This window comes from Streptomyces sp. NBC_01439, from assembly GCF_036227605.1.
Classification (GTDB): domain Bacteria; phylum Actinomycetota; class Actinomycetes; order Streptomycetales; family Streptomycetaceae; genus Streptomyces.
The window spans coordinates 2,881,140-2,903,706 of the sequence record NZ_CP109487.1; the positions used below are offsets into that span (position 1 = coordinate 2,881,140).

At 73.3% G+C, this 22,567-nt stretch carries 19 protein-coding genes and 1 pseudogene; 11 read left to right on the plus strand and 9 right to left on the minus strand.

Annotated features, from left to right (window positions below; genetic code table 11):
• Nucleotides 1–145 precede the first annotated feature (145 nt).
• On the plus strand, nucleotides 146–1,402 hold the full coding sequence (locus OG207_RS12355; protein WP_329098573.1) for an MFS transporter: 1,257 nt from the start codon (nucleotides 146–148) through the stop codon (nucleotides 1,400–1,402).
• Complete coding sequence (locus tag OG207_RS12360) at nucleotides 1,350–2,681, plus strand: D-arabinono-1,4-lactone oxidase (RefSeq protein WP_329098574.1); 1,332 nt, start codon at nucleotides 1,350–1,352, stop codon at nucleotides 2,679–2,681. Before OG207_RS12355 ends, OG207_RS12360 begins: the two co-directional genes overlap by 53 nt.
• Nucleotides 2,682–2,688: 7 nt before the next feature.
• On the opposite strand, the gene OG207_RS12365 is transcribed toward OG207_RS12360, so the two are convergent.
• On the minus strand, nucleotides 2,689–3,513 hold the full coding sequence (locus OG207_RS12365; RefSeq protein ID WP_329098575.1) for a hypothetical protein: 825 nt from the start codon (nucleotides 3,511–3,513) through the stop codon (nucleotides 2,689–2,691).
• Between the two features lie 529 nt (nucleotides 3,514–4,042).
• Here OG207_RS12365 and sepH point away from each other — a divergent pair.
• The gene (gene sepH / locus OG207_RS12370; RefSeq protein WP_329098577.1) at nucleotides 4,043–5,071 is read left to right on the plus strand and encodes a septation protein SepH; all 1,029 of its coding nucleotides are present in this window, start codon (nucleotides 4,043–4,045) and stop codon (nucleotides 5,069–5,071) included.
• 67 nt (nucleotides 5,072–5,138) lie between these two features.
• Here sepH and OG207_RS12375 read toward each other — a convergent pair whose 3' ends face one another.
• Nucleotides 5,139–5,984: a sulfurtransferase gene (locus OG207_RS12375; RefSeq protein WP_329098579.1), complete on the minus strand. Its 846-nt coding sequence runs from the start codon at nucleotides 5,982–5,984 to the stop codon at nucleotides 5,139–5,141.
• 176 nt (nucleotides 5,985–6,160) lie between these two features.
• On the opposite strand from OG207_RS12375, the gene OG207_RS12380 reads away from it, so the two are divergent.
• On the plus strand, nucleotides 6,161–6,946 hold the full coding sequence (locus OG207_RS12380; protein ID WP_329098581.1) for a VOC family protein: 786 nt from the start codon (nucleotides 6,161–6,163) through the stop codon (nucleotides 6,944–6,946).
• A 39-nt stretch (nucleotides 6,947–6,985) separates the two neighbouring features.
• Here the strand turns inward: OG207_RS12380 and OG207_RS12385 are convergent, their stop codons facing one another.
• Entirely contained in the window at nucleotides 6,986–8,245 is a 1,260-nt protein-coding gene (locus tag OG207_RS12385; RefSeq protein WP_329098583.1) for an MFS transporter, read from the minus strand.
• Nucleotides 8,246–8,405: 160 nt separating this feature from the next.
• Between OG207_RS12385 and OG207_RS12390 the strand changes: the two genes are divergently transcribed.
• From OG207_RS12390 to OG207_RS12415, 6 genes are read left to right on the plus strand one after another with little or no spacing between them, the layout of a single operon-like run.
• A complete protein-coding gene (locus OG207_RS12390) occupies nucleotides 8,406–9,440 on the plus strand; it encodes an ABC transporter substrate-binding protein (protein WP_329098586.1) in 1,035 nt (344 codons plus the stop codon).
• Nucleotides 9,430–10,557, plus strand: coding sequence for a FecCD family ABC transporter permease (locus OG207_RS12395; protein WP_329098589.1), 1,128 nt, complete (start codon nucleotides 9,430–9,432; stop codon nucleotides 10,555–10,557). Before OG207_RS12390 ends, OG207_RS12395 begins: the two co-directional genes overlap by 11 nt.
• Complete coding sequence (locus OG207_RS12400; RefSeq protein ID WP_329098591.1) at nucleotides 10,554–11,396, plus strand: ABC transporter ATP-binding protein; 843 nt, start codon at nucleotides 10,554–10,556, stop codon at nucleotides 11,394–11,396. The genes OG207_RS12395 and OG207_RS12400 overlap by 4 nt, the downstream gene beginning before the upstream one ends.
• On the plus strand, nucleotides 11,393–12,226 hold the full coding sequence (locus OG207_RS12405) for a Rossmann-like domain-containing protein (RefSeq protein WP_329098593.1): 834 nt from the start codon (nucleotides 11,393–11,395) through the stop codon (nucleotides 12,224–12,226). Before OG207_RS12400 ends, OG207_RS12405 begins: the two co-directional genes overlap by 4 nt.
• Nucleotides 12,223–13,257, plus strand: a complete 1,035-nt coding sequence (locus tag OG207_RS12410) for a GHMP family kinase ATP-binding protein (protein WP_329098594.1) — start codon at nucleotides 12,223–12,225, stop codon at nucleotides 13,255–13,257. Before OG207_RS12405 ends, OG207_RS12410 begins: the two co-directional genes overlap by 4 nt.
• Complete coding sequence (locus OG207_RS12415) at nucleotides 13,178–14,224, plus strand: pyridoxal-phosphate dependent enzyme (protein WP_329098595.1); 1,047 nt, start codon at nucleotides 13,178–13,180, stop codon at nucleotides 14,222–14,224. Before OG207_RS12410 ends, OG207_RS12415 begins: the two co-directional genes overlap by 80 nt.
• Nucleotides 14,225–14,401: 177 nt before the next feature.
• Here OG207_RS12415 and OG207_RS12420 read toward each other — a convergent pair whose 3' ends face one another.
• Nucleotides 14,402–15,505: a M20 family metallopeptidase gene (locus tag OG207_RS12420; protein ID WP_329098597.1), complete on the minus strand. Its 1,104-nt coding sequence runs from the start codon at nucleotides 15,503–15,505 to the stop codon at nucleotides 14,402–14,404.
• Between the two features lie 187 nt (nucleotides 15,506–15,692).
• Nucleotides 15,693–15,827: pseudogene (locus OG207_RS12425) on the minus strand (thioesterase); the annotation flags it as partial.
• Nucleotides 15,828–15,972: 145 nt separating this feature from the next.
• On the opposite strand from OG207_RS12425, the gene OG207_RS12430 reads away from it, so the two are divergent.
• Nucleotides 15,973–17,061 carry a hypothetical protein gene (locus OG207_RS12430; RefSeq protein WP_329098598.1) on the plus strand — a complete coding sequence of 363 codons (1,089 nt, stop codon included), beginning with the start codon at nucleotides 15,973–15,975 and terminating at the stop codon, nucleotides 17,059–17,061.
• A 23-nt stretch (nucleotides 17,062–17,084) separates the two neighbouring features.
• Here OG207_RS12430 and OG207_RS12435 read toward each other — a convergent pair whose 3' ends face one another.
• The 4 genes from OG207_RS12435 to OG207_RS12450 form a co-directional block, all read right to left on the minus strand.
• Nucleotides 17,085–17,735, minus strand: coding sequence for a thymidine kinase (locus tag OG207_RS12435; RefSeq protein ID WP_329098599.1), 651 nt, complete (start codon nucleotides 17,733–17,735; stop codon nucleotides 17,085–17,087).
• Nucleotides 17,736–17,811: 76 nt separating this feature from the next.
• The gene (locus OG207_RS12440) at nucleotides 17,812–19,014 is read right to left on the minus strand and encodes an alkaline phosphatase family protein (RefSeq protein ID WP_329098601.1); all 1,203 of its coding nucleotides are present in this window, start codon (nucleotides 19,012–19,014) and stop codon (nucleotides 17,812–17,814) included.
• Complete coding sequence (locus tag OG207_RS12445) at nucleotides 19,014–19,613, minus strand: DUF5998 family protein (protein ID WP_069924106.1); 600 nt, start codon at nucleotides 19,611–19,613, stop codon at nucleotides 19,014–19,016. The genes OG207_RS12440 and OG207_RS12445 overlap by 1 nt, the downstream gene beginning before the upstream one ends.
• A gap of 50 nt (nucleotides 19,614–19,663) precedes the next feature.
• A complete protein-coding gene (locus OG207_RS12450) occupies nucleotides 19,664–22,453 on the minus strand; it encodes a bifunctional acetate--CoA ligase family protein/GNAT family N-acetyltransferase (RefSeq protein ID WP_329098602.1) in 2,790 nt (929 codons plus the stop codon).
• Nucleotides 22,454–22,567: the final 114 nt, after the last annotated feature.

Consider the following 22,567-nt stretch of genomic DNA (forward strand, 5'->3'; position numbering starts at 1 on the left):
CCCCGGCAACGGACCCGGCCCGTCCCACACCTCGGACGCCAGGTAAGGTCACCCTTACTTCCTGTCGGTATTTTCCCCATGCGGGCGCCTTGTCGGCAGACGTAACCTGTGTGAGCCAACCACGTCCCTTACGGAGGGCACCACCTTGCCCAGTCCCTACCGCGCGATATTCGCGACCCCCGGCACCAAGGGGTTCACAGCCGCCGGCCTGCTGGGCCGGATGCCGCTGTCCATGGTGGGCATCGGTGTCCTCACGATGATCACCGAGTTGGGCGGCAGCTACGCCCTCGCGGGCGGCATCACCGCCACCATCGCGCTGTCCGCCGCGGCCGTGGGCCCGCAGGTGTCCCGCCTGGTCGACCAGTACGGGCAGCGGCGGGTGCTGCGCCCCGCCACCCTGACCGCGGCCGCCGCGGTGACCGGCCTGCTGGTCTCGGCGGCGAACGGCTGGCCGAGCTGGACGCTCTTCGTCTTCGCCGTCGTCGCCGGATGCGTGCCCAGCGTCGGGTCGATGGTCCGGGCCCGCTGGACGGCCCTCTTCCGCGACACCCCCCAGCTGCACACGGCCTACTCGTTCGAGTCCATCGTCGACGAGCTCTGCTTCATCGTGGGCCCGCCGCTGGCCGCCACCCTCTCGGCCGGCTGGTTCCCCGAGGCCGGCCCGGTGGTCGCCCTCGTCTTCCTCCTGACGGGCGTGTGGTGGCTGACGGCACTGACCACCACCGAGCCGGAGCCGCATCCGCACGAGGAGCACACGGACCGGTCCTCGGCGCTGCGCTCCCCCGGCCTGCAGGTCCTGGTGGCGACCTTCGTCGCGACCGGCGCGATCTTCGGCTCCGTGGACGTGGCCACCCTGGCCTTCGCCGCGGAGCACGGCAACAAGTCCCTCGGCGGGGTGTTCCTGGCGGTCTGGGCGTTCGGATCCTGCCTGGCCGGCATCGTCTTCGGCCTGCTGCACTTCAAGGGCAAGGCCGAACCCCGCTGGGTACTGGGCATCAGTGCGATGGCCGTGAGTATGATCCCCCTCCTACTGGCCGGGAACTTGCCGTTTCTGGCCGTGGCGCTCTTCGTCTCGGGCCTCGCCATCGCTCCCACGATGATCACCACGATGGCCCTGATCGAGGCGCACGTGCCACACGCGAAGCTGACCGAGGGCATGACCTGGATCAGCACCGGCCTCGCGGTCGGAATCGCGCTCGGGTCCTCCGTGACCGGCTGGGTCGTCGACGCAGCCGGTGCGCAGACCGGGTACGTCGTCTCCGTATCGGCGGGGGTGGCCGCGGCGGCGGTTGCGTTCGCGGGATTCCGCCGGCTGACGAGGCCGGCGCAAGGGGAGGGACCAGCAATCGATGGGGACGGCGACAGCAGGGCAGAGCAGCACGGAACGGACCGCGTGGCATAACTGGGCGGGCAACGTCACCGCCACACCGGCCCGCACGGTGACCCCGGCCTCGGTCGGGGAACTCCAGGAGGCGGTCCGCCGGGCCGCCGAGGACGGACTGCGGGTGAAGGCGGTCGGCACCGGCCACTCCTTCACCGCGGCCGCCGCGACCGACGGGGTGCTCGTACGCCCGCAGGCCCTGGCCGGGATCCGGTCGATCGACCGGGCCGCGGGCACCGTCACGGTGGCGGCGGGCACGGCCTTGAAGGACCTGAACCGGGCCCTGGCCCGGGAAGGCCTGTCGCTCACCAACATGGGCGACATCATGGAGCAGACGGTCTCCGGTGCCACCAGCACCGGCACCCACGGCACCGGCCGCGACTCGGCCTCCATCGCCGCCCAGATCCGCGGCCTGGAACTGGTCACGGCCGACGGCCGGCTGCTGACCTGCTCCGAGAAGGAAAATCCCGAGGTCTTCGCGGCGGCCCGGGTCGGCATCGGCGCGCTCGGCATCGTCACCGCGATCACCTTCGCGGTGGAGCCCCTCTTCTTCCTGACCGCCCGGGAGGAGCCGATGGGCTTTGAGCGGGTGACGGCGGAGTTCGAGGAGCACTTCGCGGAGAACGAGCACTTCGAGTTCTACTGGTTCCCGCACACCGGCAACTGCAACACCAAGCGGAACAACCGCAGCCAGGGCCCCGCCGCCCCACCCGGACGGGTGAGCGCCTGGGTCGAGGACGAGTTGCTCTCCAACGGCCTCTTCCAAGCCGTCAACTCGCTGGGCCGCGCGGTCCCGGCCACCATCCCCTCCATCGCCCGCCTGGCCAGCCGCGCCCTGTCGGCCCGCACGTACACGGACATCCCGTACAAGGTGTTCACCAGTCCGCGCCGGGTGCGCTTCGTGGAGATGGAGTACGCCCTCCCGCGCGAGCAGGTGGTCGAGGCGCTGCGGGAGCTTCGGGCGATGGTCGACCGCTCCACGTTGCGGATCAGCTTCCCCGTGGAGGTGCGGACGGCCCCGGCGGACGACATCACGCTGTCGACGGCCTCCGGGCGCGACACGGCGTACATCGCGGTGCACATGTACAAGGGCACCCCGTACCAGGCCTACTTCACGGCGGCCGAGCGCATCTTCACCGCGCACGGCGGGCGTCCGCACTGGGGCAAGGTGCACACGCGGGACGCGGGGTACTTCGCGGAGGCCTACCCGCGCTTCGGCGAGTTCACCGCGCTGCGCGACCGGCTCGACCCGGACCGGGTCTTCGGCAACGACTACCTGCGGCGCGTCCTGGGGGACTGAGCCGGGGTCAGGACGCGCTCGGCCGCACCGTCGGCGGCGGCGCGTCCGGACTGGGTGTCGGGGCCTGCGGGGCGGGGGCCGGGGCCGAGCTCGGGGCCTCCTTCGACGGGGAGGCACTGGGCGCCGGGTCGACGGAGGCCTCGGGGGTCCCGGAGCCGGAGGAGCTGGGTCCGGGGCTCGGGGCGCGGCCGCCGGACGACGGCGCGGGGCTCGGGGAGGTCCCGGTCCCGGGGCCGTTCCCGCTCTCCTCCTCGCCGCCCGGCTCGTCCCGGGGCGGGGCGGGGCGGTCCTGTCCCACCTTGCGGGTGCCGCCGGAGAAGAGGGTTCCGCCGTCGCTGCTGACGGAGGTGCCGGCCATCGCCTCGTAGGTGCCGAGGCCGCCGAGGGTGATGGCGAAGGTCAAGCCGGAGGCGACCGCGGTCCGCTTCCAGCCCCGAACCCGGGTGCCGTGCACGGTGGCCTCGCCGAACTCCCCGGTGGCGGGCCCCGCAACTCCCGGCCCCACCGCTCCCGGCCCCACAGCTCCCGGCCCCGCGGCGTCCGCGCCCGTCGACTCCGCGCGGGGCCGCGACGCCTGACGGGCCCCGGGCCGGGCGCCGCCCCGCAGCTGGTCGCCGGTACGTCGAAAGAGGTGCTGGATGACGGGCCCGCCCGCGGTGGCGACCACGCTGACCACGCCGGCTCCGAGGATGGTCCCGTAGACGCCCATCTTCGAGGCGAGCAGGGCCGCTGCGACGGTGGCGAGCGAGGAACCGGCGACCTGGGCCGCGCTCAGGTCGAGCTTCTCCTTCTCCGGTTCGCCCTCGACGTACCGCGTCACCTTCTGACCCATCGCCATCCCCGGTGTGTCGTGCCTCTCGCGCTTCTCCTCTTCCAGGAGTTACCGACCGCTGAGCGAAGCAGATAGTTCCGTTTCTGGTGATGATGTGAAGCAAGACACCCCAAAACGGACCACAGGTGCAGGGTCGGACCCGATCGAGGGCACGCCAACTCCCGCCGTCCGGGTAAAGTTCGGCGGCGCGGCGGTCCACCCAGGTGGCCCGAATGGAGTACTGTGGCGAGCCCTGGGGCCGTCCTTCCTTTCGGATGTCCGGACTCGGGAGAGGGGGCCGACGGATGGAACACGGCACTCGATGACCGGTGATGCCGCGGTATCGCACGGGCTCCTGATGCGCACAGTAACCATCCGGTCACTGTGCGTGCCCAACAGGTAACCGTGCCATAACGGCGATCAAGGGCGCATGCCCGACACGCCGGTTTAACTCGGCAAGGTTGTGGCAGGCTGCACCCGGGCAGGCCACACTCGACTAGCGGAAGCAGCGACGCACGTGACGTCGGCAGGCACCACCCGGGAGGTCCCCATGCCCGAACTGCGTGTCGTGGCCGTCTCAAATGACGGCACACGACTGGTGCTCAAGGCTGCGGACAGCACGGAGTACACGCTTCCGATCGACGAGCGGCTCCGCGCCGCGGTCCGCAACGATCGCGCGCGCCTGAACCAGATCGAGATCGAGGTGGAGAGCCACCTCCGCCCCCGCGACATCCAGGCCCGCATACGGGCCGGTGCCTCCGCGGAGGAGGTCGCCCAACTCGCCGGCATCCCCGTCGACCGCGTGCGCCGCTTCGAGGGCCCGGTGCTCGCCGAGCGCGCGTTCATGGCCGAGCGCGCCCGCAAGACCCCCGTGCGCCGTCCCGGCGAGAACACCGGTCCGCAGCTCGGCGAGGCCGTGCAGGAGCGGCTGACCCTGCGCGGGGCCGAGAAGGAATCCGTCCAGTGGGACTCCTGGCGCCGCGACGACGGCACCTGGGAGGTCCTGCTCGTCTACCTGGTCGCCGGCGAACTGCACTCGGCGAGCTGGACCTACGACCCGCCGCGCCGTCTGGTCGTGGCCGTGGACGACGAGGCCCGTTCCCTGATCGGCGAGTCGGAGGACCTGCCGGCCGCGCCGGAACCGAGCTTCCCCTTCGTTCCGAGGATCGCGCGGCTGCCGCGCGACCGGCCGCTGGACCGCGCCCTGGACCGGCAGTTGGAACGGGCCGAAGCCAGGCCCGCTCCCACGCCGGAACCGGAGGAGGAACGGGACACCCTCACCAGCCTGCTGGAGGCGGTCCCGAGCTTCCGCGGCGACATGGTGGTCCCGGACCGCACCGAAACCCCGGACGACACCGAACCGGAAGCGGAGGAGCCGCCGGCCCCCGCCGCCTCGGCGGGCGCGGGCGCCGCGTACGCCGATGTGCTGATGCCGCGCACCGTGGCGGGCCACCGGGACCGCCTGACGGGCACCACCGACCGCCAGGCCGAGGCCGACGGGGTCCGCCCCGGGCGCCGTGCGGCGGTACCGAGCTGGGACGAGATCGTCTTCGGCACCCGCCGCAAGAAGCAGGAGTAGCGAGAGCAACGGGGGCACCGCCTCCGGGTCCTGCCCGGCGGCGGTGCTCCTGTTTGCCGCAGCCCGCCTACTGGGGGTCCGGGCCCGTGGCCACCGGTCGGGTCGGGTCGCCGGACCACTCGGACCAGCTGCCCGCGTAGAGGTCCGACTCGATGCCGGCCACTTCCAGGGCCAGTACCTCGTGCGCTCCGGAGACCCCGGAGCCGCAGTACACGCCCACCGCCGTCCCCTCGGACGCGCCGAGCCCCTCGAACCGGGCGCGCAGGGCGTCCGCCGGCAGGAAACGGCCGTCCGGACCCACGTTCTCCGTGGTCGGGGCCGACAGTGCGCCCGGGATGTGACCGCCGACCGGGTCGATCGGTTCGACCTCGCCCCGGTAGCGCTCCCCCGCGCGGGCGTCCAGGAGGACCCCGGCCCGCGCGCGCAGGGCCGCAGCGTCCGCGTCCAGCAGCCCGACGGCACCCGGCGTTGGCTTGAAATCGCCTTCCGCGGGAGTCACCCGGTCGGCCGTCACCGTACCCCCGGAGGCCGTCCAGGCGGCCAAGCCGCCGTCCAGGACCCGCACGTTCGGGTGACCCGTCCAGCGCAGCAACCACCACGCCCGGGCCGCCGCCCAGCCCAGCCCGCCGTCGTACACAACGACGGGCCCGTCCGCCGGGACGCCCGCCCGCCGCATGGCCTCTCCGAAGGCCTCGGGGTCCGGCAGCGGGTGGCGGCCGCCCGCCCCCGGCGGACCGGCCAGTTCGCGGTCGAGGTCGACGTACACCGCCCCGGGCAGGTGTCCTGCCTCGTAGGCGGGCCGCTGGTCGGGTCCGCCGAGCTGCCAGCGGACGTCCAGCAGCACCGGCGGGCGGGGGCCGGCCAGCTCGTTCCTCAGTTCGGCGGCGGCGAGGATCGCAGATTTCGCAGTCATGTCGGCCATCTTCCTCCCCGCCCGCCACGCGCGTAACAAGGCCGTCATCGGCGGGCCGAACCGATCCGGTCAACTCCGCGCCGGGCCGCATTTATGCGGCCCGGTCGGGGCGCGCCGAGTCGCCGGGAGTGGAAGCATCAGCACCGGTAAGCGCCACGACGGAGGAGACGGCTGACATGACCGAGGCAGCGGAAGCAACCCGGCGCACGCCCGGCACCCCGTGCTGGGTGAGCCTCATGGTGCACGGGCTCGGGACCACCGAGGACTTCTACGCCGACCTGTTCGGCTGGGAGTACGAACCGGGACCCGAGCAGCTCGGCCCGTACGTCCGCGCGGTGCTGGACGGGCACGAGGTGGCCGGGATCGGCGAGATGCCGCCGGACCGGCATCTGCCGGTGGCCTGGACGACGTACCTCGCCACGGACGACGCGGACGCGACCGCCGAGTCGGTCCGGGCCTGCGGCGGCACGGTGGCCGTGGGGCCGCTGGACGCAGGTATCGCGGGGCGGGTGGCGATCTGCTCCGATCCGTTGGGCGCCATCTTCGGCCTGTGGCAGGCGCAGAGCCGCATGGGCACCCGGCCGTACCGCGGGCCGGGCACCCCCGTGTGGAACGAACTGGTCACCCAGGACACCTCGACGGTCGGGAAGTTCTACGAGCACGTCTTCGGCCACGAGGCCCAGACCCACGCCACGGCCTCCGACGACTTCGACTACCTGACCCTGCACCTGGAGGGGCACCCGGTGGCGGCCGTGCACGGCGTCGGCCGCTCCCTGCCGCACGACCGGGGGCCGCACTGGATGGCGTACTTCGAGGTGGAGAACACCGACGTGGCGGCCGCGCGGGTCGTCGAGCTCGGCGGGCGCGTCGTCGACCCGCCCCGTGAGGGCCCGCGCGGACGGCAGGCCACGGTCGCGGACCCGGAGGGCGCGGTCTTCGCCCTCGTGCGCCCGCAGCGCTAGCCGGCGGCGCCAAACGGCCCGCGTCCGACTCGGCCCGGCTCAGCGCGCCCTCGGTCCCGCAGTCCGCCCGAAGTGCCGGGCGGTGGGTACGAGGGCGGCCGCGGCGGGTGCGAGGAAGCAGGCCGCGGCGCACACGGCGAGGACCGGGGTGACGCCGATGGTGTCGATGGCCGGGGCGATGAGGGCGAGGCCCACCGGGGCGAAGCCGTAGGACAGCAGGAAGTCCAGCGAGGAGACGCGGGCGAGCTTGTCCGGGGCGACCTCGCGCTGGGTGGCCGTGAACCAGGGCACGTTGAACAGCTCGATCCCGATTCCGGCCACGGCGTAGGCCGCGATGACCACGGCCGGGTGCACCGGCAGCATCAGGCTCAGCGGCGCGAAGCCGTAAACGGCCAGGCCGGCGAAGGCGCTCCAGCCCTGGGAGCGGGGCCGCCGGCGGGCGGTGACCAGGGCCCCGCCGAGCGCGCCCACGGTGTAGGCGGTCATGGCCGCGGCCATGACCCACCCGGCGCCGTAGCGGTCGCGGCTGATGAGGGGCAGGGCAACGCTGGTGGCGGAGTAGCCGAGCGCTATCACGGTGGTCAGGGCGCCGAGTCCGGCGAGGAACCAGGGGTGGCGGCGGGCCTCGCGCATGCCGTCGACGAACTCGGCACGCAGGGACGCGCGCGGGGCGGGGGCCGCCGCTTCGGCGGTCGGAGCGCCGCGGCCCGGCAGGAAGGCGGCGACCAGCCAGAGCAGGCCGATCCCCAGCAGCAGCGTCCCCACGTCGACGAACGCCGCCAGCAGCGCCGTCAGGGTGGGGCCCGCGAGCGTGGAGGTCCGTACCGCCATGGTCATGGCGGCATTGGCCTGGTGCCTTCGGTCGGCGGCGACGACCTCGGCGGTGAGCGCCTGGAAGGCGGGGCGGCAGGCCCCCTGACCCGCGCCCGCGAGGGCGGCGGCCAGGGTCATCACCAGCAGCGACCGACCGAGGCCGAGGGCGAGGAGCGGGGCGGCGGACGCGGCTGCGAGGGCGGACCAGAGCACGACGGCCCGGCGTGCATGACGGTCGGCCAGCACCCCGCCGACGGCGACGGCGACGAGGAAGCCGGCGGTGCGTGCCGCGAGGACCAGGCCCAGGCCGGCTGCACCGAGTTCCCGGTGCAGGACGGCGAGACCCAGGACGAAGGGCAGCGCCCAGGTCGCGAGTCCGGAGGCGGTGGTGCCCGTCCAAAGGCGCAGGAAGGCGGTGTCGCGCAGGACGGAACGCGCGGGCGGCGGGCCGGTCTTGGGCGTCGCGGGCACGGGTGTGGTCGCCACGGTGGGGTGCTCCTGATTCGTCGGCAGGTCGCGGGTCGCGGTTCGGTGAACCTCGACCCGGGGGTGTTAATGAAAACGATAACCATTACAGTACCCTTCGAACGCGGCACTCCTGCCCGGTGCACGACCACACCCACGCTCTTCCCAGACCGGAGAACCCATGCGCCACCGCGCCCGGATCGGCATTCCCCTCGCACTCACCCTGGCCCTGGCCCTCGCCACCACGGGCTGCTCGACCCCCACCGACGACCACGCGCCGAAGGGCGAACCCGCCGCCCGGACGGCGGCACTCGACAGTTGCGGGCGGCAGTTCTCCTTCGACCGTCCCCCGCAGCGCGCCGTCGCCCTGGACCAGACCTCGACCGAAACCCTGCTGGAACTCGGGCTTCAGGACCGGATGGCCGGGACGGCCAACCTCAAGACGAAGATCCCCGCGCAGTACCAGGACGCCTATGCCAAGGTCCCGGTCATCGCCCCCAAGATCGCCACCGGCGAGCAACTGCGCGCGACCGCAGCCGACTTCGTGGTGGCCGGCTCCACCGACCTCTACACGAAGGACCGCGCCGGCACCCGCGAGGAACTGGCCGCCTTCGGAGTCCCCAGCTTCGTCAGCGCGGTGGACTGCCCGCAGCAGAACGAGGCCGGGAAGACCCCCTTCGAACTGCTCTTCTCCGACTACGAACAGCTCGGCAAGGTCTTCGGCGGCGAGGAACGGGCCGGCCGGCTCGCCCAGGAGCAGCGCGCCGCCGTCGCGAAGGCCGCCGAGAACGCCGCCGGGGCCACCGCCCGGGGCGGTAAGCAGCCCACCGTCGTCTACCTCTACTCGGTCTTCAACGGCATGCCCTACGTCGCCGGCCGGACCGGTCTGCCCAGTGAGATGAGCCGGATCGTCGGCGCGAAGAACGCCTTCGACGACGTGGCCGAGGACTGGCCCGAGGTCTCCTGGGAGGAAGTCGCCCGGCGCGACCCGGACTTCATCGTGATCGGCGATCTGAGCGAGCGCGGCCGGCCCGGCGACAGCGCCGCCGAGAAGCGCGCCACGATGGCCGCGGACCCGCTGGTCTCCAAGCTGGCGGCGGTCCGCGAGAACAGGATCATCGAGGTGCCGGGCATCGAACTGGACCCCTCCGTACGCTCCGTGCACGCCCTGGGGCTGCTGGCCGCGGGGATGAAGGACCTCGGACATGTCCGCTGACCCGGGGCCGGGGGTGATGGACCTGCTGGTCCCGGCCGCCCGCGAGGTCCGGGTGGGTGCGCCGTCCGCGCCGCCGCGGGCCGCGCGGTCCGGCACACCGGCCCGGGTGGGGCTGTTCCTCACCGGGGTGCTCGTACTGGTCGCCTCGGTGGCGGCGGGCACCCGTATCGGCAGCGCCGACGTGGGGTGGACCGACCTCGGCCGGGTGCTCGGCGCCCGGCTGGGCCTGGCCACCGAACCGCTGCCGCCGCTGCTGGACTCGCTCGTCTGGGACCTGCGGCTACCGCGGGTCTTGATGGCGGCCCTGGTCGGCGCCGCGCTGGCGGTCTGCGGCACCGTACTGCAGGCCGTCACCCGCAACGCGCTGGCCGACCCGTACCTGCTCGGGGTGTCCTCGGGGGCCTCGGTCGGAGCCGTCACCGTGGCCGTCCTGCCCCTGCCCCTGTCCGGGCTGGGCGCCGGAACGCTCGGGATCACCGGCGGCGCCCTCCTCGGCGCCCTGCTCTCCTTCGGCCTGCTGCTGGCGCTGTTGCACCGGACGGGCCTGGACTCGGTCCGCATCGTCCTCACCGGCGTGGTCGTCGGACAGCTCTTCACCGCCCTGACCTCGCTCGTCCTGATGGCCTCGGCCGACGCCGACACCACGCGCGCCCTCACCCACTGGCTGCTGGGCTCGATGGCCCCGGCCCGCTGGGACGCCGTCGCGGTCTGCGCGGTCGTCACCCCGCTGGGGCTCGCGGCCGCCTGGCTGTGCGCGAACGCCCTCGACGGGCTCGCGTTCGGCGCGGACACCGCCGCCTCGCTGGGGATCGCCGTACGACGCACCCGGATGCTGCTGCTCGTGGTGACGGCCGTGCTGACCTCGGTGGCGGTGGCCACCGTCGGCGCCATCGGGTTCGTCGGGCTGATCGTCCCGCACGGGGTGCGCCTGCTGGCCGGTCCGCTGCACCGGGTGCTGCTCCCCCACGCGGCGCTCGCCGGCGCGGTGTTCCTGGTGTGGACCGACGCCCTGGCGCGGGTCGCCTTCGCGCCGCGCGAGATACCGGTCGGCGTGATCACCGCGCTGCTCGGCGTACCGCTGTTCCTCCTCGTCCTGCGCAGGAGGGGTGAGCTGTGAGGATCACCGCCGAAGACCTGAACTGGTCGGTCTCGGACACGCCCGTCGTCCGCGGGGTCGACCTGGACGTCGCGCCGGGCGAGACGGTCGGACTGATCGGCCCCAACGGCTCCGGCAAGTCCTCGTTGCTGCGCTGCCTGGCCGGGCTGCGCGTGCCCGACGCGGGCACGGTGCGCTACGACGACCGGTCGATACGGAACTGGAGCGCGCGCCGGATCGCCCGTCGGATCGCCTTCGTGGAACAGGACTCCGGATTCGGCTCCGACCTGCGCGTCGCCGACGTCGTGGGGCTGGGACGGACCCCCTTCCGCGACGGCCTGCGCGGACCGGACGCCACCGACCGGGCGGTCGTCGCGGCCGCGCTGGACCGCGTCGGCCTCACCGCGCTCGCCGGGCGCTCCTGGAAGGGCCTGTCGGGCGGCGAGCGGCAGCGCGCCCACATCGCCCGCGCGCTCGCCCAACAACCGTACGGTCTGCTCCTCGACGAGCCCACCAACCACCTGGACGTCAAGCACCAGTTGGAGCTGATGGAACTGCTCGCCGGCACCCCGCAGACGGTCCTGGTCGCCCTGCACGACCTCACCCTGGCCGCCCGCCACTGCGACCGGCTGCTGCTCATGCACCGGGGCCGCCTGATCGCCTCCGGCACCCCCGCCGCCGTCCTCACCGCCGAGCACCTGGCCCAGATCTTCGAGGTCGACGCCGAACTGGCCACCGACTCCCTGGGACGGCCCTCGGTGTCCTACCGCGGCCCCTTGCGCGCCGTCACGCCCGCCACCGCCCCCACACCCACACCCACACCCGTACCTCTTCCCGTACTCCGACAAGGAACGTCATGACGAGCCACCCGACCACCGCGCCCGCACCGACCGTCGACTCCCTCGTCGCGGCCGTACTGGCCGGCGAACACGGCCCGCTGCCCTGCGAACTCGTGGCGACCAGCGTGTTCTGGATCCACCACGGCACCCGGCTCGCCGGCAGCGACACCACCTACCTCAACCAGTACGTCCTGGTGCGCCTCGGCGGCTCCTTCGGCGGCTGCGCCTTCGAGGCCGGCGAGATCGACCCGACGATCTGCCGCGACTCCTCGGGCGCCCCGCTCGACGTGCTGCTCCGCGAGGCTCCGCGCCCGCTGCGGATCGCCGCCCTCGACGCGTACCTGGCCGGGCAGCTCCCGCACCGCGACGCCGGGGCGGAGCCGCTCACCCTCCCCGCGGGCACCCCCGAAGTGCGCGCCCGGGCCCGTGACGCGGCCATCGCCGGGCTGCTGGACATCCGCGCGGGCGCCCGGGTCGGCCTCATCGGCGTGGTGAACCCGCTGGTCGCGGCGATCCGCGAGCGGGGCGGCGTACCGCTGCCGTGCGACTTCAACCTGAGGTCCACCCAGTGGGGCGATCCCGTCACCACCGACATGCACGAGGTGCTGGAGCGTGCCGACGCCGTCGTCGCCACCGGCATGACCCTCAGCAACGGTTCCTTCGACACCGTCCTCGACCGCTGCCGCACCCGGGGCGTGCCCCTGGTCGTGTACGCACAGAGCGGCAGCGCGGTGGCCCGGGCCTTCCTCGGCTCCGGGGTGACCGCCCTGTCCGCGGAGCCCTTCCCCTTCTCCCAGTTCAGCGCTGACCCGACGACCCTGTACCGCTACCGGACGGCGGGGCAGCCGTGACCGCTCCCCCCGCCCGCCGCGGCACCGGGCACGCCGCCTGCCACCACGGCGAGATCCTCCAGGGCGTCTTCCTCGACGCCACCGGGCGCCGGTGCGCCGGCCTGGTCACCCTGCCGATGACCGGGATGGGCAGCCGGGCCGAGTTCACCCGGCGTCCGGGCACCCCGCCGCAGCAGCTCACCGTCGTACCGGGCGACCGTACGAAGGCCGCCCGGGCGGCGGCCCTCACCGTCGCGGAATGCGCGCGGCGGCATCGGGAGCCGCCCTGCGGAGGGGAGTTGCGGATCACCGGGGACATCCCGGTGGGACTCGGCATGGGGAGCTCCACCAGTGATGTCATCGCCGTCGTGCGCGCGGTCGCGGACTCCTACGGGGTGCGGCTGGCACCCGGTACCGTCGCCCGGCTGGCAGTGCGCGCCGAACTGGCCTGCGACCCGCTGATGCTCGACGCCCGCCCGGCGCTCTTCGCCCAGCGCGAGGGGCGGGTGCTGGAGGTCCTCGGCCCCCGCCTGCCGCCGCTGGTCGTCGTGGGCTGCGCCCTGGGCGGGGGCTCGCCCGTGGACACCCTCGCCCTGCCGGCGCGTACGTACGACGAGAGCGAGGTGCGCGCCTTCGAACGGCTGCGCGCCCTGCTGCGGCGGGCCGTGGCCAAGGGCGACGCGGCCCTGCTGGGCCAGGTCGCGACCGCCAGCGCGCGACGGGGCCAACAACTCCTGCGTCACCCGGAGTTCGACACGCTGGCCGGCATCGGCCGGCGGCTCGGGGCCCTGGGGGTCCAGATCGCGCACAGCGGTGCGGTGGCCGGTCTGCTCCTCGACCCGGCGGCCCCGGGCCTGCACCACCGGATCCGCGGCTGCGTGCGGGCCCTGGACAGCAACGGCATCGCCGCGACCCGCGTCTTCACGACCTTCCCACCCCTCCCGCCCCTCCCGACGACCCAGGAGTTCTCCAGTGGACCAGCACATTGCGGAGGCCGTCGGCCGTCCCGACCTGATACGCCTCGACGACCGGCTCGTCTGCCTGCGCTTTGAAACCATGAAGGTCGTCTCCGCCCTCGCCGCGGTCCGCCACCTGCTCGACACGGGGGTGGTGCGGCGCGGGGACACGCTGCTGGACAGCTCCAGCGGGATCTACGCGTACGCCCTCGCGCTGGCCTGCCACCGCCACGGGATGCGCTGCCACATCGTCGGATCGACGACCGTCGACCGCACGCTCTGCGCCCAACTGGCCGTGCTCGGGGCGACGCTGGAGCGGATGGAGCCCTGCGAGGACCTGAAGTTGGACCAGAAGCGGCGGGTCGAGCGCATCCACGAGATCCTCGCGGAGCACCCCGAGTACCACTGGATGCGGCAGTACCACGACGACATCCACTACCTGGGCTACCGGGCGGTGGCCGAGCGGATCCGGCGGTCGACCGGCGGGGACGCCCTGACCCTGGTCGGCGGGGTCGGCTCGGGCGCCTCCACCGGGGCCCTCGCCCGCTATCTGAGGGAGGACTCCCCCGATGTCGAACTCGTCGGTGTGCAGCCCTTCGGCAGTGTCACCTTCGGCTCCGAGCACGTGGCCGACCCCGAGATCATCATCGCCGGGATCGGCAGCTCCATCCCCTTCGGGAACGTCAGCCACGCGTCCTACGACACGCTCCACTGGATCTCCTTCGACGCCGCGCTGTCCGGCAGCGTCGACCTGTTGCGGCGGCACGCGGTCTTCGCCGGCCTGTCCACCGGGGCCGGTTACCTCGCCGCCCGCTGGGAACGGGCCCGGGCGCCGCAACGCACGGTCCTCTTCATCGCCGCCGACACCGGCCACCGGTACGTGGACGGCGTGTACGCCCGCCACCGGGAAGCGGCCGCCGTCGACTCCCTGACGCCGCACCAGGTCACGGATCGGGCCGAACTCGCGCTCCCCTGGTCCCGGATGCGCTGGAACCGGGCCCCGGACGCACGGCCGACCGATCGGCCCCGTCCACCGACCCGTTCAGCCATCAGTCACGAATGATCGATCCGATCGCGCCGCTCCGCCCCGTACCCGATTCCTCGGCCGTGTGGAACTCGGGGCAGGTGGCCCTCGGGGCGGCGTCCCGGGACGGATCACCGGCCGGTGGCCGCGTGGGCGGCGGTCCCGTCGACGCCGTCCGGTGGTGCGGGTCCGACGATGTCCTACCCGCCTACCCGCCTACCCGCCGTCGCGGATCGCGTTCACGAGTCCCGTGACGAGATTCGCCCGCTCCGCCATGGCATCGACCACCAGGTACTCGTGGTCGGCATGGGCACCACCGCCGACCGCTCCCAGGCCGTCGAGCGTAGGAACCCCCAACGCGCCCGTGAAGTTGCCGTCGCTGCCGCCACCGACCGCCTTGCCCTCGATGCCGGGGAGCAGTCGCCGCGCCATCTCGAACAACCCCGCCGACGCCGACTCCGGCATCGGGGGTCGGCCCACGGCTCCCCGAACCACGATCTCCGCCCCGTCCAAGTGCGGCGCCAATGCCGCCATCGCCGCCTCGACGCGCTCCTTCTCCCCGGCCGACTCGACCCGGACGTCGACCAACACCGTCGCCTCCGCCGGAACGACGTTGTCCGAGGTTCCCGCCGAGGCCACGGTCGGCGTCACCGTCGTCCCGATCTCCGGCCGGCCGAGCGCCACGAGGTCCAGTACCTGCTGCGCCGCCTCGACCAGCGCGTTCACGCCCGCCTCCGGCTCCAACCCGGCATGCGCCGCCCGCCCCTTGACGACCACCTCGAACGTGCCGCACCCCTTGCGACCAGTCTTCAGGCCCCCGCCATCGGCTGCGCCCTCGAACACGAGCACCACGCCGCAAGCGCGGGCCCGCTCCTCGATCAGAGCCCGGGAGGAACCGGAACCGACCTCCTCGTCGGCGGTCACCAGGACCTCCACTCCCGACAGGTCATCCAGGGCCGCCAGGCCGTGAACGGCCTGGACGAGACCCCCGAGCATGTCGAAGACGCCGGGGCCCGTCGCGTGCCCGCCCTCCACCCGGAAGGGGCGGCGCGCCAACGTGCCCAGCGGGAAGACCGTGTCGTGGTGACCGAGGATCAGCACCCGGGGATCGCCTCCGCCCGACCAGTACACGTGCGGGCCGGCCTGGCTCTCCACCAGGGCGGCCCGCCCGCCCAGTCGGCTCTCGATGACCGCCGCCACGGCACGGGCCGAGGCGTTCAGCGCATCGAGGTCGCGCGACGGGGACTCGACCTCCACGAGCGTGCGCAGGTCCTCGAGCATCGCGTCAACGCTCACGGCAGTGCTCTGGTACATCCTCATGTCCTCACGGTACGGGGTACACCCGGCGGCCCCCGGAAGCACCGCGTCGACCGACGGCTTCAGCGCGCGCATCGTCGGCGAGATCCAGGTGGTCCACGCGGTCCACGCGGTCCGCTGAGGCGGTGAGGCTGCTGGAGGGCACGCGGCCCGGTGCGGGTCAGAGTCGGATGACCGTGGGGGCCGCGCCCGGAATGCCCGCGGCCAGCAGCACCTCCCACAGCGCGTGCTCGCCGTACTGGAGGTAGACCGCCTGGTTGAGGTGGCCGCGGGTGTCGAGCTCGTACTCGCGGACGGCGATGCGAACGCTGAACGGCTGGGGCACGTCAGTGCGTCCCTTCCTTGTTCCGTGTGGCCTACGGTGGTTCGGTCAGGTCGTGCGGTGCGGGCTGTATGAACGTGGCCCGTGGGCCGTCACGGTAGTTGGTGAGAGCGGCGTCGATCGGACCCGAGGAACAGGTGAGGACCGCATGACCCGCACCACCCCGCCCCGCCCGGTCGACGCCGAGGCCCTGTTCCCCGCCCTCGGTGACCATCGCCGTACCAGCACGCGCCTCCACCCGCGCCCCGGCACACCGAAGGCCGACGAGAGCTCGGTGGCCGGGCCGCTCCTGTGGCCCGCCGCTGAACCGTGGCCCGTGTGCACCGCCGTCCACCCCAAGGGCGGCGGGCACCGGCTGTCCGACGTGCGCCTCCAGCGGCGGATCCTCGACGAGGCATGGCACCGCACCCCCGCTACGGGTCCCACCGATGCGGAACGCGCGGTCCTGGAGAGCCTCCAGCCAGGACCGCACGCCCCGCACATCGCGGACGCGGACCCGATTCCGCTGCTCGCCGCCGCGCAGCTCTTCGCCCGCGACGTCCCCGACCTGACCGGACCGGACGGTTGTGACCTGCTCCAGGTCCTCTGGTGTCCTTTCGAAGTGCACGGCCCCGACCGGACCATCGAGGTCGTGCTGAAGTGGCGGCGCTCCCAGGACGTGGGCGAGGTCCTCGGCGTGATCCCTGAACCCGTAGTGGTGGGCAGGGCCGAATGCGTCCCGAACACGTGCGTGCTCCACCCCGAACAAGTGGTGGAGCACGAGTACGAGGGTCTGCTGGACGAGGACCTCCAGGAGGCCATCGAAGTGTGGGAGGGGGGAGACGACGAAGAGGACGATGACGCCTTCGACTCCTCCGCCACGGCCGTCTTCGACACGTACGAGGAGTACGAGGCCGCCATGGCCACCGCGCGCGCGGACCAGGATAACGAGGTGGCCTACCGGGGCGATCTGTCCATCGCGCCCGGCTGGAAGGTCGGCGGCTTCGCCTCGTGGCACCTCACCGACCCGGCGCACATCGATTGCGGAGTCTGCGGAGCACCGATGCCTCCGTTGCTCACGGTGGCCGTCAGCGAATGGGACGGGGCCTCGGAGAGCTGGATCCCGTTGGAGGACAAGGACTCCCTACCGGACAGCCGCATCAGCGACCCCACCGGTGTCTACCTCGGCCGTGGCCTCATGCGCGTCCACACCTGCCCCACCACCCCGGCGCACCCGCACCGGCTCAGCTTCCAGTAGGCGGCCCGCGTGCCGCCCGGTGGTCAGGCGTGGTTGACCGGGAGGACGTCCGGGGAGAGGGCGCCCGCGCGGGCCGCGGCCGAGGTCATCCGCTTGCGGTGGTGGCGGCGGCAGAGGACCTCGTACCCGATCTCGCCCGCCGGGCGGTTGACGTCGCCGACCACCACCTGGGCGCCCTCGACCACCATCTCGCCGCCCACCGTACGGGCGTTGTGCGTGGCGCGGGCACCGCACCAGCACAGGGCCTCCACCTGGAGCTGCTCCAGTCGGTCCGCCAGCTCGATCAGCCGCTGCGAACCCGGGAACAGCTTCGTCCGGAAGTCCGTCGTGATGCCGAAGGCGAAGACGTCCATGTCCAAGTCGTCCACGATGCGCGCCAGTTGGTCGATCTGGACGGGGGCCAGGAACTGGGCCTCGTCCACGATCACGTAGTCCGCCCTGCCGCCCTGGGAGATCTGCGCCACCAAGTACGCGTACAGGTCCATGCCCTCCGGCGCCTCGACCGCCTCCGTCACCAGGCCGAGCCGGGACGAGAGCTTGCCCTCGCCCGCCCTGTCGTCACGGGTGAAGATCACGCCCTGGAGTCCCCGCGCGTCACGGTTGTGGGCGATCTGGAGCGCCAGGGTGCTCTTTCCGCAGTCCATCGTTCCGGAGAAGAACACCAGCTCGGGCATGGGAAGTACGGGACCTTTCGGGACGTGGGAGGGACGCAGGTGACGGGCGGTGGGCCGGGCGGCCGGGCGGAGAAGGTCAGGTGCGGATTTCGAGCAGCGGGACGAGCTGCTCCGCCGCGGTCATCGAGCCGTGCATTCCGGCGAGGGCGGATTCGTTCGGCTCGTTGCGCGAGGCAGTGATCGCGACATCGGCCTGGGCGGCCGCCACCACGTCGCCGATGCGTCCGAGCACGCGCTCGTCGCACTCCCCCGGCGCGCCGAACCAGCCGAGTTCCAGGGCCTCTTCGCGGCTCGCGACCCAGAACCGGTCGCCGAGCACCTCGCGCCACACGGTCAGTACGTCGGCCTCGGCGCCCGGCACCGCGTACACGTGCCGGGCCCGGCCCTCGCCGCCCAGCAGCGCGACGCCGGCGCTCAGCTCCCAGTCCTCGTCGAAGTCGATCCGGGAGTCCTCGTCGAAGGGGACGTCGACCATGCCGTGGTCCGCGGTCACGTACAGGGCGGTGCGCGGCGGCAGTTGCTCGGCGAGCCGCTGGACGAGCCGGTCCACGTACATCAGCTGGCCGCGCCACGCGTCGGAGTCCACGCCGTGCCGGTGGCCGGCCCCGTCGAGCTCGCTGAAGTAGGTGTAGACGAGCGAGCGGTCACCGGCCGCGAGGCGCTCGGCCGCCAGGTCCATCCGCTCCTCGCCGGTCATCCGGCCGAGGAAGGTGCCGCCACTCAGCGCGATCTTGGTGAGCGGGGTGGTCTGGAAGGCGGGCGAGGACACCTGTGCGGTCGCCACCCCGGCCTTGTCGGCCTGCTGGAAGACGGTCGGGTACGGCTGCCAGGGCTTCGGCGAGGTCCACGGGTGCCAGCGGAGCTGGTTCATGAGTTCGCCCGTGGCGGGGTTGCGGACGGCGTAGCCGGGCAGGCCGTGGCGGGCCGGCGGCAGGCCGGTGCCCACGGAGGCGAGCGAGGTGGCGGTGGTCGCCGGGAAGCCCGCGGTGATCGGGCGGCCGGTGCCGCCGCGCGAGCTGCCGAGCAGGGAGGTGAGGTACGGGGCCTCGTCCGGGTGCGCCTTGATCTGCTCCCAACCCATGCCGTCGACCAGGAACACGCAGTTCCGGTCGGCCGGGGTCAGCTCGGTGATGGCGGCGGTGAACCCGGGGACGCCCTGGCCCGCCACGAGCGTGGGCAGCAGGTCGGCGAGCGACCCGACGCCGTACTCCGGGACGGGGGCGCCCGCCAGGTCCAGCAGCTCCGGCTCGGGCCACTCCTGTGCCGCGGAGTACGCCATCAGCGGGCGGAGGGGGAAGACGTCGCCGCGGTGGCCTCGCTGAGGGCCTGAGCGAAGACCAGGGTCTGGCGCACCGCCTCCGGCCCGTCGCCGGCTTCGCTGACCCGCAGGCTGAGGTCGTCGGCGGTGGAGTTGCCGGTGTAACCGTGGTCGGAGTCGCAGTTCGGGTCGCCGCAGGCGGCCGGCTCCAGGTCGATCCGGGAGACGGCGCCCCAGCCGATGGTCAGGACGACCTCGCGGGGCAGGGTGCCGGGGGTGTAGGACTCCGGGTTGGCGACGACGCGGCTCAGCACCACGGAGGAGATGCTGGACAGCTTGACCGACTCGGTGGAGGTGGTCGCGTACGGGGAGGGGGATCCGGCGTCGGCGGCCTGCTCGTCGGTGTGGCTGACGATGAAGCGGTTGCCGGTCAGGACCAGCACGGTGACGTGACGGCGCACCTCGTTGGAGTCGAAGGTCGTCTCCTGGTGGACCAGGTACGACGAGATCGGCTCGCCGCCCACCGCGGCCTCCACGGCCTCGGCCACGAGGGCCGGGTAGTAGCCGCTGCGCTCGATCGCCGTGCGCAGCCCCTGGGTCGTCGTACCGGATTTCGCCATGAGGTCCATCCTAAGGCCCGTACGGGCCCCTCAGGCCGCGCCGTACCCGGTCAGTAACTGGGGAGGGTCCGGGGGCCGAGATCGCCGCGGGCCGGCGGGTGGGCGACGCGGACGGTGGCGCTGAGCACGGAGACGCCTTCGGCGGCGACCACGACGGGCTCCAGTGAGACGCCGATCACCTCGGGGTGGTCGTCCACGAGGCGGGACAGCCGCAGGAGCAGTTCCTCCAGGGCGGGGGTGTCCACGGGATCGCTGCCGCGCCAGCCGAACAGGAGGGGTGCGGTCCGGATGGATCGGATCAGTCCGGCGGCATCCCGGTCGGTGGTCGGGACGAGCCGGTGCGCGGTGTCGCCGAGCAGCTCGGAAGCGACGCCGGCGAGCCCGAAGGAGAGGACGGCGCCCGCGGCGGGGTCGATGACGGAGCGGACGACGGTGTCCACCCCGCGCGCCACCATGGCCTGCACCACGGGCTGGAGCTCGGCCGGCTTGCCCAGCGCGTCGGTGAGCTCCTCGTACGAGCGCCTCAGCTCGGCCTCGTTCGTGAGGTCGAGGCGTACGCCGCCCAGGTCCGCGCGGTGCCGCAGGTGCGGCGCGGTGGTCTTGAGCGCCACCGGGTAGCCCAGCACCGCGGCGGCGCGGACCGCCGCGTCGGCGCTCGGCGCGGGCAGGGTGGGCAGGACGCGGATCCCGTAGCCGGCGAGCAGCTGGCGGGCGTCCCGGTCGGTCAGGGTCAGCACGGCGCCGGGGTCGACGTCCGTCAGCAGCCCGGCCAGCCGGTCCGCGGTCCCGGCCTCGTCGATGTCCTCGTACTCGGGGACCCGCCCGTCGTCGTCGGCGGCGGCCCGGCGCCACTGCCCGTACCGGACGGCCTCGGCGACGGCCTTGACCGCCCGCTCGGCGGCGGGGTAGCTGGGGATGCTGTCGCCGGCGGCGGACAGCGGACCGGCCGGTGCGGGGGGCGCGGGGTCCGCCACGGGGCCCCAGTTCCGGGGCGGGGCGGAATGCGGGGCGCCGCGCACGGCGGACAGGGCTTCGACGAGCTCGGCGAGCTCGACGTGGACCACCGCGACCGGCTTGCCCGGGTACTCGGCCACGGCTTCGCGCAGGGCACCGGCCAGGTCGTCCGCCGGAGCGTCCTCGCTCACCCACGGGATGGCCGTGACCACCACCGCGTCGCAGTCCTCGGAGCGCAGCGCGTCGGTCAGGGCGGCGCGGAAGTCCGCCGGCGCGGCCGCCGTCGTCAGGTCCAGCGGCGGCAGCGGCCGCAGGCCCTGGGTGAGGCAGGCGTCGTAGGTGAGGATCCCGAGGGATTCGGAGTTGCCGAGGATCGCGATCCGGGGACCGGCTGGCAGCGGCTGCGCCGCGAGCAGGAGGCCTACGTCCACCAGCTCGGTGACCGTGTCGACGCGGATGACGCCGGCCTGGCGCAGCAGCGCGGAGACGGTGGCCTCCGGGAGTCGGGTGTCGGGGACGACGTGCCCGGCCGGGCTGTGCCGGCCGCCCTTGGCGACGACCACCGGCTTGACGGCCGCGGTCCGGCGGGCGAGCCGGGTGAACTTGCGCGGGTTGCCGAGGGTTTCGAGGTAGAGCAGGGCGACGTCGGTTGCCCCGTCGTCGTACCAGTACTGGAGGATGTCGTTCCCGGACACGTCGGCGCGGTTGCCCGCGGAGACGAAGGAGGAGAGGCCCTCGCCGCGCCGGAGCAGGGCCGAGAGCAGGGCGATCCCGATCGCCCCGGACTGCGTGAACAGGCCGATCCGGCCGCGCGTCGGCATCGGCGCGGGGGTCAGGGAGGCGTTGAGTTCCACCTCCGGCGCGGTGTTGATCACGCCGTAGGCGTTCGGTCCGATCAGCCGCATCCCGTACGAGCGCACCTGCCGCACCAGTTCGCGCTGGCGGGCGAGTCCGGCCGGGCCGCTCTCCCCGTACCCGGCGGACAGGACGACGAGCCCCTGCACCCCGTGCTCGCCGCAGGCGGCCACCGCTTCGGGTACCCGGTCGGCCGGGACCGCGATCACCGCGAGGTCGACCGGGGCGGCGATGGCTTCGATGGTCCGGTAGGCCCGCACGCCGTCGAGCAGGTCGCGGGTGACGGCCTCGTTGACGGCGTACAGGTGGCCGTGGAAGCCGCTGTCGCGCAGGTTGCGCAGTGCGGCCGCGCCCACTCCTGCACCGGAGCGGCTGACTCCGACGACGGCCACCGAGCCGGGGGCGAGCAGCCGCTGGACCGAGTGTGCCTCGGCGCGCTGTTCGCGGGCGCGCTGCACGGCGAGGGACTCGGCGGTGGGTTCGAGGTCGAGGGTGAGGTGGACGGAGCCGTCCTCGAAGCTGCGCTTCTGCTGGTAACCGGCGTCCGTGAAGACTTTGATCATCTTGGTGTTGGCGGGCAGCACCTCGGCGGCGAACCGCCGGATGCCGCGCTCGCGGGCCACCGCGCCGATGTGTTCGAGGAGGGTGGAGGCGACCCCGCGGCCCTGGTGGGCGTCCTGGACGAGGAAGGCGACCTCGGCCTCGTCGGCGGGTCCGGAGGCGGGCCGGCCGTCGGCGCCGATGCGGTCGTAGCGGACGGTGCCGATGAACTCCCCGCCGATGGTGGCGGCGAGCCCGACCCGGTCCACGTAGTCGTGGTGCGTGAAGCGGTGCACGTCACGGTCGGAGAGCCGGGGGTAGGGAGCGAAGAACCGGTAGTACTTCGACTCGTCCGAGACCTGCTCGTAGAAGCTGACGAGCCGGCCCGCGTCCTCGGTGGTGATGGGCCGGATCCGGGCGGTGCCGCCGTCGCGCAGGACGACATCGGCTTCCCAGTGGGCCGGGTACGAGGGGTCCGACTCGATGGTCATGGGCCTACCTTACGGCCGGATCGGGCCGTCGAACCCTCGCGCGGCGCCGAGGCATGACGGGACGAACCAGGGCAAGCTGGGGAAGGCCGAACGGCGGAAAATTCAGGCCGGAGG

Coding starts and splice junctions, on each gene's coding strand:
- OG207_RS12380 (WP_329098581.1), top strand. CDS start 6,161: ATGACCGAGGCAGCGGAAGCAACCCGGCGCACGCCCGGCACCCCGTGC.
- OG207_RS12395 (WP_329098589.1), top strand. CDS start 9,430: ATGTCCGCTGACCCGGGGCCGGGGGTGATGGACCTGCTGGTCCCGGCC.
- OG207_RS12405 (WP_329098593.1), top strand. CDS start 11,393: ATGACGAGCCACCCGACCACCGCGCCCGCACCGACCGTCGACTCCCTC.
- OG207_RS12375 (WP_329098579.1), bottom strand. CDS start 5,984: ATGACTGCGAAATCTGCGATCCTCGCCGCCGCCGAACTGAGGAACGAG.
- OG207_RS12390 (WP_329098586.1), top strand. CDS start 8,406: ATGCGCCACCGCGCCCGGATCGGCATTCCCCTCGCACTCACCCTGGCC.
- OG207_RS12440 (WP_329098601.1), bottom strand. CDS start 19,014: ATGGCGTACTCCGCGGCACAGGAGTGGCCCGAGCCGGAGCTGCTGGAC.
- OG207_RS12435 (WP_329098599.1), bottom strand. CDS start 17,735: ATGCCCGAGCTGGTGTTCTTCTCCGGAACGATGGACTGCGGAAAGAGC.
- OG207_RS12445 (WP_069924106.1), bottom strand. CDS start 19,613: ATGGCGAAATCCGGTACGACGACCCAGGGGCTGCGCACGGCGATCGAG.
- OG207_RS12450 (WP_329098602.1), bottom strand. CDS start 22,453: ATGACCATCGAGTCGGACCCCTCGTACCCGGCCCACTGGGAAGCCGAT.
- OG207_RS12365 (WP_329098575.1), bottom strand. CDS start 3,513: ATGGGTCAGAAGGTGACGCGGTACGTCGAGGGCGAACCGGAGAAGGAG.
- OG207_RS12430 (WP_329098598.1), top strand. CDS start 15,973: ATGACCCGCACCACCCCGCCCCGCCCGGTCGACGCCGAGGCCCTGTTC.
- sepH (WP_329098577.1), top strand. CDS start 4,043: ATGCCCGAACTGCGTGTCGTGGCCGTCTCAAATGACGGCACACGACTG.
- OG207_RS12420 (WP_329098597.1), bottom strand. CDS start 15,505: ATGAGGATGTACCAGAGCACTGCCGTGAGCGTTGACGCGATGCTCGAG.
- OG207_RS12360 (WP_329098574.1), top strand. CDS start 1,350: ATGGGGACGGCGACAGCAGGGCAGAGCAGCACGGAACGGACCGCGTGG.